The 10,826-nt window shown below is 36.2% G+C and carries 7 protein-coding genes and 1 pseudogene; 3 read left to right on the top strand and 5 right to left on the bottom strand.

The features are described 5' to 3' along the window. Positions 1 to 1,062 precede the first annotated feature (1,062 nt). Both bioD and AB1422_11865 read left to right on the top strand, forming a co-directional pair. Positions 1,063 to 1,854 (top strand): dethiobiotin synthase, encoded by a 792-nt coding sequence (bioD, locus tag AB1422_11870; protein MEW6620012.1) that lies wholly within the window; start codon positions 1,063 to 1,065, stop codon positions 1,852 to 1,854. Beyond that, a complete protein-coding gene (locus AB1422_11865) occupies positions 1,808 to 2,185 on the top strand; it encodes a GxxExxY protein (GenBank protein ID MEW6620011.1) in 378 nt (125 codons plus the stop codon). The genes bioD and AB1422_11865 overlap by 47 nt, the downstream gene beginning before the upstream one ends. Before the next feature lie 37 nt (positions 2,186 to 2,222). Here the strand turns inward: AB1422_11865 and AB1422_11860 are convergent, their stop codons facing one another. Continuing rightward, positions 2,223 to 4,220 carry a RecQ family ATP-dependent DNA helicase gene (locus AB1422_11860; GenBank protein ID MEW6620010.1) on the bottom strand — a complete coding sequence of 666 codons (1,998 nt, stop codon included), beginning with the start codon at positions 4,218 to 4,220 and terminating at the stop codon, positions 2,223 to 2,225. A 4-nt stretch (positions 4,221 to 4,224) separates the two neighbouring features. After that, on the bottom strand, positions 4,225 to 4,893 hold the full coding sequence (locus tag AB1422_11855) for a SprT family zinc-dependent metalloprotease (protein MEW6620009.1): 669 nt from the start codon (positions 4,891 to 4,893) through the stop codon (positions 4,225 to 4,227). Positions 4,894 to 4,954: 61 nt separating this feature from the next. Between AB1422_11855 and AB1422_11850 the strand changes: the two are divergent. Further along, positions 4,955 to 5,167: pseudogene (locus AB1422_11850) on the top strand (GxxExxY protein). A gap of 63 nt (positions 5,168 to 5,230) precedes the next feature. Here AB1422_11850 and AB1422_11845 read toward each other — a convergent pair. From AB1422_11845 to AB1422_11835, 3 genes are read right to left on the bottom strand one after another with little or no spacing between them, the layout of a single operon-like run. Beyond that, positions 5,231 to 6,019 (bottom strand): hypothetical protein, encoded by a 789-nt coding sequence (locus AB1422_11845; GenBank protein MEW6620008.1) that lies wholly within the window; start codon positions 6,017 to 6,019, stop codon positions 5,231 to 5,233. A gap of 5 nt (positions 6,020 to 6,024) precedes the next feature. Then, entirely contained in the window at positions 6,025 to 7,308 is a 1,284-nt protein-coding gene (gene thiC / locus AB1422_11840) for a phosphomethylpyrimidine synthase ThiC (protein MEW6620007.1), read from the bottom strand. Positions 7,309 to 7,313: 5 nt separating this feature from the next. Continuing rightward, positions 7,314 to 10,361 (bottom strand): HD domain-containing phosphohydrolase, encoded by a 3,048-nt coding sequence (locus AB1422_11835; protein MEW6620006.1) that lies wholly within the window; start codon positions 10,359 to 10,361, stop codon positions 7,314 to 7,316. Between the last annotated feature and the right edge of the window lie 465 nt (positions 10,362 to 10,826).

The following is a 10,826-nucleotide window of genomic DNA, read 5'->3' as shown; positions in this document are numbered from 1 at the left end:
ACAGAACATCTGGAAATGAATGGGGGGCATGAATGAATGAGGTAATCTTTTGTTTTGACAAAATGGTGATTGTCTGTTGATCTGAGACAAAAAAATAGTTGCGTATAATTAATTATTGTGCTATAATGGAGAGGAAAGAATCTTTCCCTATTTATCTATTGCCTAAAAGGGGGAATAGTAGGGTCGTACCTTGATTATGGAATGGACAATAGTTCGGCAAGGGAAGAGAAGAGAAAGAGAATTGCAGTGAGAAATTTTATGCTTAACCAGTCGTTGCAGTGGACGGCGGGGGAGTGTGCCGTGATTGAAAGCTTTGTAACCGTTCAGGTAATCCTTTACCGCAGAGACGCAGAGAAACAGAGAGGAAAATATCTTTTTTTCCCTCTTTTTCGCGTTTTTCGGTGTTTAAAAAGGCTTAAAAACAGTTAGTCAAAAGTAAGTATTAAAAGATTAATAAACAACGAAAGACCCGAAATGTACAAAAAAAAGGAAATTTCTGTCTCTGGTGAATAGATTTTAATTTTTTTCTCTGCATCTCTGTGTCTCTGCGGTGAACGGTTACCCTTTCTGGCGAAGTATCAATTTAAAAAAGAACTTTTACCTGATGGCAATTACAAGATTATAAATAGAGTGTTTTGAGTAAGCGTTCAGGTGTAAGTAAGGGAAAATGGAAAAGTAGGGAAAAAGGGGAAAGATATTCTGTGATTCAGACAGTAGACTATAGACATTAGACCTCAGACTAAAGCGGGCAGAAATTGCAGAAGAATGAAGGCTTGGGAGACCTGCCTATGCTTCTGCTGGAAGAGTTGAAAGAGTAGAAAGAGTTGGAAGTGTTGGATGAGTTGAAGGAGTTTCTTCACCGACACTGACACTGTCACTGACATAGGTAAGGCTTAGGAAAAATTCAGGGAGTGAAGTTTTGAGGATGGTTTCCCAAATGTCACTAATTTCCTGCATAAATAGAGTCTATAGTCTTGTGTCTGATGCTCCAGTGTCTGAATCACAGGAGGGAAAAGAATTTTATTGAGATATACTCAATCTGTGATAAAATAAGAAGATATTATGGTGAAAGGATTATTCGTTACAGGGACAGATACGGAGGTGGGCAAGACAGTAATTGCGGCGGGGTTAGCCGGGCTGTTTAGAGAAAAAGGGTTAAAAGTAGGTGTGATGAAACCTATCCAGACCGGAGCGGTTAAAAGAGAGGGAAAACTTATCTCTCAGGATTTAGAGTTGATGATTAAAACCTCCGGGATTGTGGAAGATGTTAAATTGTTAAATCCTTACTGCTTAGAACCTGCGGTCGCACCATTAGTCGCAAGTCAAATAACGGGCGTAAAAATAGATATTGAAAAAATTCTCGCCTCCTACCGTGAATTAAAATCAAGGTATGATATAGTTATAGTTGAGGGTACGGGTGGGATATTAGTTCCGATTAAAGATAATTACCTGATGATAGATTTAATCAAGGATTTAGACCTGCCTATTTTAATCGTAGCTAAACCTTCCTTAGGCACGATAAACCATACCTTATTAACTATCAAACAGGCTCAATCACAAGGAATTCGGATTTTTGGGGTAGTGATAAATATGTTTAAAGAAGATGAGGCGACGATAGTTGAAAAGACAAATCCTCAAATAATCCAGACATTATCTAAAGTGCCAATACTTGCTATTATTCCATATAATCCTGAAATTAACCTTGAAAAGGGAAATCCAGGGAATATTATTAATTTATTAAAAGAGAATTTGAAGGTTGATATTTTAGTAACTATTCACCGCAGAGACGCAGAGGAACAGAGAAAACATGGAAATAAATCAGGTAACAGAAAAAATTATTGGTGCAGCAATTGAAATACATAAGACATTAGGTCCAGGTCTATTAGAATCTGCATACGAAGAATGTTTATGTTATGAGCTATCTATGGTGGGGTTAGCTTTCAAAAGACAAATTGAATTACCTGTAATATACAAAGGAATTAAATTAGATTGTGGATACCGGATAGATCTTTTGGTTGAAGAAAAAGTTATCGTAGAATTAAAAGCAGTCGAGCAACTACTTCCGATTCATGAAGCTCAACTTTTAACCTACCTAAAAATGATGAATAAAAGGATTGGTTTATTGATCAATTTTAATGTTTCTGTTCTAAGAGATGGAATTAAGCGTATAGCAAATAGATTTTAATTTTTCCTCTGTGTCTCTGCGTCTCTGCGGTGAACAGTTACTCTTCAGGATTAATCCCCAAAACACCAAATCCTGCCTCGCTCAGGGAGAATTGATTCTTTTCCTTTTGAAGATAACCTTTAGCAAGCATCAGGTCAATAAATTCTTTTAATTGATGATAATCATATTCTTTAAGTATACCAAAATGTGCTCCAAAAATATCCTGACCATATTTAATAATGGCATCAGAAGTTTCTACCCCCCTCAGGATATTGGCGATACTGGATGATGGTAATTTACCATTCCAGTTATGGACTAATCGCAGAATCTCTAATCCTACTTTTCGAGGGACAGGTTTATCAACGGTCTTTTCTTTAGATAGAAATAGTAGCGGATAATCCTTTGTGATTACTTCAAGTGAACCTTTACTTATGAAATTGTCAATGAAAGCGATAATCTCTTTTTGAGTAAAATCCCTTAATTTTCCATAAAACGCTGATGTCTTTAAGTTCAGGGTTTCCATAGTGTTACTTTGACTGCCATTAAGTAATTGGGCAAAACCCTGTCTGCCCATTTTCCCTTCATATTCTTTAACACACTCGTAAATAATCGCTTCAATCTTTCCCTGATAAATACTCTGGACATCAGTTGTAAGTCCAAGGCAAACATCACAATTATTACAAGATGGATGTAGATTTTGCTCACCAAGATAAGTAAGGATGTATGCTCGACGGCAGGTTTTATTCTCAGCGTATTCTACCATCTTTTTTAATCTATCAAGCTCCATCATCTTGCGTCTTTCTTCATTTGTCAGGTTAATATTAAGCCATCTCAGTCCTTTAGTTATTTTGAGGTTGTCGCCTAATTGGATACAATTTGCTTCCTCCAATAACCTCAGGACCACATTCATCTTTGTTTCGTGGACATTCTTCCCCTCGGCGATTATTTGTTGTGGAGAAAGCCCGTCACACAGCTGACGATATATCCAGTAGATTTCTCGTGAACTTGGATAAGATTGATAGATAAAATAGCGGTGAATCTCTAAATCTTTACGATTAAAGAGGAGAATACATTTTGCCTTTTTGCCATCCCTGCCTGACCGACCTGCTTCTTGATAGTAAGCCTCTAAAGAGGCAGGTGTATGATAATGGATAATGCCGCGAATATCCGGTTTATCAATACCTAATCCAAAGGCAACCGTAGCGACTACTACCCGCGTTACCCCAGACATAAAAGCCTCCTGGGTTTTCCATCGAGTCTCATTCCCAAGTCCCGCATGATATGGTAGAGCAGAGATTTGATTTGTTTTAAGGAAGTTAGCTACTTCTTCGGCATCTTTTTGTCTGGCGACATAAACGATAAAACTGCCTGGCTCTGCTTTTAAAATCTTTAATAAATGCTCACTTTTTTCACTTACTCGGGTGGAAATGACACTAAATTCAAGATTAGGGCGGTCAAAACTTATAATTACCTGCCTGGCTCTTCGCAAACCCAGATGAGTCATAATATCCTGTTGGACATGTGGGGTAGCGGTTGCCGTAATAGTTAAGATAGGGGTTTTGGGATATTGGGCAAATATACCTTTAAGTTTTAAATATTCAGGTCTGAAATCGTGTCCCCATTGACTAACACAATGTGCCTCATCGACAACAAATAAACTAATTTTAATCCTGGATAATACCTCTTTAAAACCTGGCATAAGCATACGCTCTGGAGAGACATACAGAAGTTTAAATTCACCTCGTTTGACTTTCTCTAATCGAACTTTTACTTGATTCACAGAAAGCCCTGAGCTAATATAAGTTGCCGTTGTATGACCAAGCTCCTCAAAGGAATCTACCTGGTCTTTCATCAAGGCAATAAGTGGCGAGATAACGATAGTTACTCCAGAGGAGATAATTGCAGGTAATTGATAGCAAAGTGATTTCCCACCCGCAGTTGGTAAAATACCCAGAACATCCCTTTTCGCCAATATCTCCTGGATAATTTCTAATTGACCTGGTTTAAATTGGCTAAAGCCAAAGTTATTCTGCAAAATGTGATAAATCTTATCCATATCATTATATCCCTAACAAATACTCATTCTCTTTCAACCACTTTTTACTTTCTTCATAATTAGGGAGGATTATCTTTAATTTGTGCCAGAATCTCTTTGAGTGATTTTTTTCGACGATATGTGTTAATTCATGAACAACGACATAATCTATAACACTTAACGGTGTCATAATGAGCCGCCAGCTAAAACATAACCTGTCTTTCCCATTGCAAGAACCCCACCGCTTTCTGGCATTCGTTATCTTGAATCCATTATATTTCAATCCTGATAAAGTAGAATACCAGTCTAATCTCTCCTTAATCTTATAGTATGCCTGGTTTTTATACCAGGCAACAAATATGTCCTGGGCATAAGGAAGATAATCTCTTGAAAGCAAAAATTTCTGGTTAAATAAAAGTGGTGGGGAAGGATTATTAAAGATATAGAGGCGATAGGTATTACCCAGATAGAGGAATTTTTCTCCCTCGACAAATTTTCTGGGTATGCTTTTTTTCTCTTTAGCCGTTTTCTGTTTTTTTTGAATCCAAAACCGCTTTTTATCAACTATTTTTTTAATATGTTCTAAAGAAGTCCGCAGAGGCACGCGCACAATTAAGCTTGCATCCGAGGTAATCTCAATACCTATTGTTCTTCTTTTAGAACGAATTATTTTGTCTATTTTGATGTCATTCATCATTGCTCAATAATAGTAGAAATGTAACTATTCACCGCAGAGACGCAGAGGAACAGAGAAAAAAGGATTTAAATTAGATTGTGGATACCGGATAGATCTTTTAGTTGAAGAAAAAGTTATCGTAGAATTAAAAGCAGTCGAGCAACTACTTCCGATTCACGAAGCTCAACTTTTAACCTATCTAAAAATGATGAATAAAAGGATAAGTTTATTGATCAATTTTAATGTTTCTGTTCTAAGAGATGGAATTAAGCGTATAACCAATAGATTTTAATTTTTTCTCTGTGTCTCCGCGTCTCTGCGGTGAATAGTTACGTAGAAATTTTAAATAATTGGTTTACTCCATCATCCTCACGCTCATATTTGGTTTAATTCCATCATTTTTTGTCATAAGACCAATTGAGAAATCTTTATTTACTTCAATTATTTTCGTTTCACCGATGAATGTTTCCCCATCATATATTTTAAAGACCGTTCCTGCCTTTATGTCTGCCTCTAATCCACTGTCAATGTAGAGCTTATTCCCATTTACACTGGTTATTTTTGCTTCCCATTTGTATTTTTCCATTTCTGCAATTATCACACCAATTACTTTTGTTAGCACCTTATTAATGGACATAACAAGTGCCGAATGTTCTACATCCACAGTGGGTTTTTCCCCTAATTTTCCCTCGCTTACTTTTGCATCTCCTTTAATCCGAAAGGATTTAATTACCAGATCTCTATTGGGGTCACATAGGTCTATTGCTACTACAATGTATGCCCTGGTAATCTTTGGTCCTCTGAATCGAGCTGGTAAGGTTTTCTCATACCATTTAGTTAATTTTTCTTCCTGACATTTTAAGATTTTCCCACGAACGGTCATTTGAGTAAATTCTTCAGTTTTTGCCTTTTTAACCACAAACCTATTTGTGTTAAGTAATGCTAATCTAAATTTTGAAGTAAAGATTTTAGCACTTTGAGGAGGGACATTCTTCAGATTAACATAGAAATCCTCAACAATAATTTTCTTTTTAGGACCATAATATTCTTCTGCCAGGATTAATGCAGGATTTATTATTAAAATAATAAGAAACACTAATAGGTTAATTTTAGATTTAGTATTTTGTATTTTGTATTTCTCCACTTTTTTTACCTCCTGAAAAACTTTTCTACCTCTTTCATCGCACAATATTTCCCACACATCGTGCAGCCTTCGGATAGTGGTGGAGATTGTTGTTGGTATTTACTTGCCCTTTCAGGGTTAATTGCCAGTTTAATTTGAGTTTCCCAATCTAATTTTTTTCGTGCCTTAGCCATTTGTGTATCCCTATCCAATGCATGAGGAATACCTTTAGCGACATCGCCGGCATGAGCGGCTATTCTTGAGGTGATAACTCCTTCCTTAACATCCTCAATCGTTGGGAGTCTAAGATGTTCTGCCGGGGTAACATAACACAGGAAATCAGCACCAGAAGCGGCCGCAATTGCTCCACCTATTGCCCCGGTAATATGGTCATAACCCGGGGCTATATCAGTAACAAGGGGTCCCAAAACATAAAATGGTGCCTCGTAACATAGCCTTTTTTCTAATAAAACATTTGCTGAAATTTGATTTATCGGTATATGACCTGGTCCCTCAATCATTACCTGAACATTTTTTTCAAAGGCTCGCTTAGTTAATTCACCTAAGGTGATTAATTCTTGTATTTGTGGTCTATCAGTGGCATCTTTTAAGCAACCAGGCCGTAGCCCATCACCAAGACTTAAAACAATATCATATTCAAAAGCAATATTCAGGATAGCATCAAAATATTGATAAAGTGGATTTTCCTGGTTATGAAAAATCATCCACTCGATTAAAAATGCCCCACCTCGACTAACGACATCCATAATTCTTTCTTGATTTTTTAACCTTTCAATCGTGTGTTTAGTTACACCTGCATGAATAGTCATAAAGTCAACACCATCTTTTGCCTGCTCTTCAATCACCTTTAAGATTGATTCTGGGGTCATTTCAAGGATTGACCCTTTATTATCAACGGCTTCGATAGCGGCTTGATAAATTGGCACGGTTCCAAGAGGCACTTCTAAATCCTTAAGTATTTCAAGTCTTATCTTTCTTATATCTCCACCAATAGATAAATCCATTATCGTATCCGCACCCGCCTCGATTGCCACTTCAGTTTTTTTTAGTTCTTCTTGAAGATTAGTGATACTCGGTGATGTTCCAATATTGGCATTGACTTTCGTCCGAAGTCCCTTTCCAATACCGCATTGTCTGGATAGTTTTTTATGATTAGGATTATGAGGAATAACGATAGTTCCTTCACATAGCCCCTGTTGAATAAATTCTAATGTGACATTTTCACTTTTGGCTATTTGTTGTATCTCGTCAGATATTTCCCCGTCATTAGCTTTTGCCTTCAGAGTCACTTTATTTACGCTCCTTTTGAGGATTTTTCCGTTTTTAATATCTTTATAAAGGCATCTACTACCTCCGGGTCAAACTGAGTTCCGGCACCATTCTTTAGTTCTTTAGCCGCCTCTTCTTTAGATAGTGCTTTTCGATAAGGCCTATCTTTTGTCATCGCACCATAAGCATCTACCGCCTCAATAATGAGTGCCTCTTTAGCTATTTCATCTTTACTCAGACCATCTGGATAACCTTTCCCATCAAACCTTTCGTGGTGATGACGAATAGCACATATTATCTCTTTTGGAAATACGATTGATTTTAAAATTTCGGTTGAGATAAGAGGATGTTTTTTAACCGCTTCAAATTCCTCATCACTTAATTTACCTGGTTTAAGCAAAATCTCTTCTGGAATACCAATCTTACCGACATCATGCAGGAGTGTTGCCATTTTTATATTTTCTGCGGCTGACTCACTCATATTTAATGCTCGGGCAATCTCATAGGCATATCTTGCCTTTTCCTCAGAATGACCACTTATATAGGCATCTTTGAGGTCTATCGTTTGACCTATGTCTGAAGCCGTCTCTAAAAGTCCCTTTCTAACCGCCTCAAATAATCCTGCATTTTCAATGGCAATGGAGGATTGGTCGGCAAATGTAGAAAGTAAATCTATTTCATGTTGGGTATATTGATGTGGTTTTGTTGAAAGAACGCTATTAGTCCCCAGTACCCTTTCCCGGATTATCAAAGGAACAGTTAATAATGAGAAGATTTCGATTTTTTCTTCTGGATATTCCTTCTTTACATCCGCACAAATAATAGGTTTTTTCTGTTCTGCGGATTGTATGGCAAACCTTTCTTCTACGGCTAATTCTTTTTGATTCAAACCTATTGAGTTTTGTAAGATTAATTTACCTTCTTTTTTATCTATGATTCTAATGACACATTGTTTTGTATTCATTACCTCGGCGACGGCGTCAAGTATTAATTTTAAAACCCGCTCAATGCTTAGAGTAGATAAGATACCCTTGCCAACTTTAGAAAATGCCGTTAATTCAGAGGTTTTATGTTCAAGTTCTTGATATAAGAATGCATCCTCTATAACAATACTTGCCTGAACGGCTAATGCCCAAAACATATTCAAATCATCCTCTGTAAAATCTCTCCCTTTGGTGCGGTCAATATTAAATACACCTTCCAGTTCATTTTTAATAACTAACGGTATTGACATCACAGATTTTAGCCCTTCTCTATGTAGAATGCTAACAAAATGAGAATCATCTATACCACGATTTATAAGCAATGGTTTATTTTCTTTAGCCACATAGCCCGCAATATCCTTACCGATTTTAATCCTTCTTCCTTTAATTACCTCTTTTGTTATTCCGTAGCCAGATTTAACATATAATTCCTCTTTCTCCTTATCTATAAGCATAATGGAACCCGAATCTCCTTCAAGAACAGTAATCGTGGTATAAAGTATTAAGTCTAATAGTTTATCTAAGTCAAGGTTTGAAGTAATTGCCTTACCAATATGACTTAGAGTGGATAATTCTGCAATTTTATGTGTTAGTTCATGTTCTTGAGCACATAATGACGAGATGATTTTTGCTATTGAATGGAGTAATTCTCCAGCGGCATAAATTCTATTTTCTGGGAACTTTTTAATATCTGAAGCCGCTTCTATTAAGATATCCGGGTCAAGCCCAAGTTCTTGTGCGATATTTTCAATTTTTTTTGGGTTAATATGGGTAAATATTTGTGTTCCCTCTATTTCTATAGAACCCATAGGTATATTTTCAACAATGATGGGTGCGGCAAAATGTGCCAGTCCTGCAAAACAATAGTATGCCTTGGGTCTATTATCTCGCAAACTATCGTTTCTAACCTTTACGCTGAATTGTTTGCATTTTGTTTTACCCTTAGCACAACCTTGAATTAAACTGCAAAATCTATTTAATCCAACAGGTTTAATTATATAGTTTCCCTCATTATTTAATATTGAGATTGACAGACCAATCGCCTCAGTAAAATTATCCAGAATTTTTTGAAGCGTTTTCTGGTCAACATAATCTATGAGGGTTAAAGTTGGGTTTAAAAACCTGGAGATTTCTCTTCGTTCTTTAATCAAGTCTAATGCTTTTGTTTCTTTTGGCAGTATAAAATAGAACCCGCTACCTTTGTCTGGGGCTCCTTCTGCCCAGATTTCCCCGCCATGTGCTTCGATAATTCCCTTAGCGATAGCTAATCCTAATCCTTGCCCACCATAAAGAGGGGCTTTTTTAAAAAATTCATCAAATATTCGCTCATAATCTTCTTCCTGCAATCCCTTACCTGTATTTATCACGCCCACCTGAATACAATCACTCCATTCTTTGGCTTGAATACTTACCTTCCCTGATTCTTGCGTAAATCTAATCGCATTATCTATTAGATTGACTAATACTTGCCTGATTCTTTCTGAATCAGCAGGAACATCTGAAATATCTTTGGGAATAATAGATTCTAAGGTGATATTTTTTTCCATAGCAGATGGTTTAAAAAATCTCAGCACATCATCTATTAAACTCTGGATATTAGTCAACTTTATATCTAAGTCTTGCCTCCCGGAGGTCATCATCGAATGGTCTAAGAGATTACAGACTAACCCGTTAAGTTGCAATAATGATTTATCAATGTTAAATAAGAATCTTTCCTGTCCAGGGCTTATTTCACCCAAAGCCTTATCTAATAAAAGGTCAATGGCACCTTTTATCGTTGTCAATGGAGTTCTAAGTTGATAGGCGCAATTATAAACAAATTCGGATTTCTTTTGATTGGCTAAAACCAGGGCTTTATTTTGTCTGGATAAGTGTTGGTTTTGTTGTTTCAGGATATTAAGTAAATACAGATAAAAGACAGCAATATAGGCGGATAATGGTGCCCAAAGGATAAACATATAACCTATTCCTTCTTGATAGGCTAAATAACTGATAAATATAATAATGAGAAGGAAAAGCACCATGACTATATCAGACATTTTAAGAATTTTTTCCATCTCAAGTGGTTTTGGTTTAATCCTTCTTTTCATGATTTTTAATCCTCCTTTGTGTTTTGCAATTTAGAGTTCTGCAAAACTAAGAAACTGTAGTTTTTAAGCGGGTATTTAAAACCTCTATTTTTATCAATTTCCTCCAAAGAGCAAAATGCAAAACTCGTTTATAGTTTATAGTTTATGGTTTATAGTTTATGGTTTATAGTCCTTCAACTATCAACTATCTACTATCAACTATAAACTATCAACTATCTACTACATTTCAGCGTTAAAATACTTGAAGCAAAGATATTACCAAATTCCTCCAACTCTTTGAAAAACCCTGTTACTTCCTCTTTGAAATTTGATTTGTAATTTTGCATTTTGATATTTAATATTTGTAACCGTTCAGGCTATATATCAAAAGTGTAAGAAAGGGGATAAGGAGATAAGAGTGATATGGAGATAAGATAATAGAAATAGATTGAAATTTATAGAAATAGGTAGAAATTGATTGTGGAA

It is taken from the genome of bacterium (assembly GCA_040757115.1).
Taxonomy (GTDB): domain Bacteria; phylum UBA9089; class CG2-30-40-21; order CG2-30-40-21; family SBAY01; genus JBFLXS01.
Note: the sequence above shows the minus strand (reverse complement) of the source record. Positions and strands in the feature narration are given on the sequence as shown.

Bases quoted from the DNA above. Each gene is read 5' to 3' on its own strand.
- AB1422_11835 (MEW6620006.1), bottom strand. From the start codon at position 10,361: ATGAAAAGAAGGATTAAACCAAAACCACTTGAGATGGAAAAAATTCTT.
- bioD (MEW6620012.1), top strand. From the start codon at position 1,063: ATGGTGAAAGGATTATTCGTTACAGGGACAGATACGGAGGTGGGCAAG.
- AB1422_11865 (MEW6620011.1), top strand. From the start codon at position 1,808: ATGGAAATAAATCAGGTAACAGAAAAAATTATTGGTGCAGCAATTGAA.
- AB1422_11860 (MEW6620010.1), bottom strand. From the start codon at position 4,220: ATGGATAAGATTTATCACATTTTGCAGAATAACTTTGGCTTTAGCCAA.
- AB1422_11855 (MEW6620009.1), bottom strand. From the start codon at position 4,893: ATGAATGACATCAAAATAGACAAAATAATTCGTTCTAAAAGAAGAACA.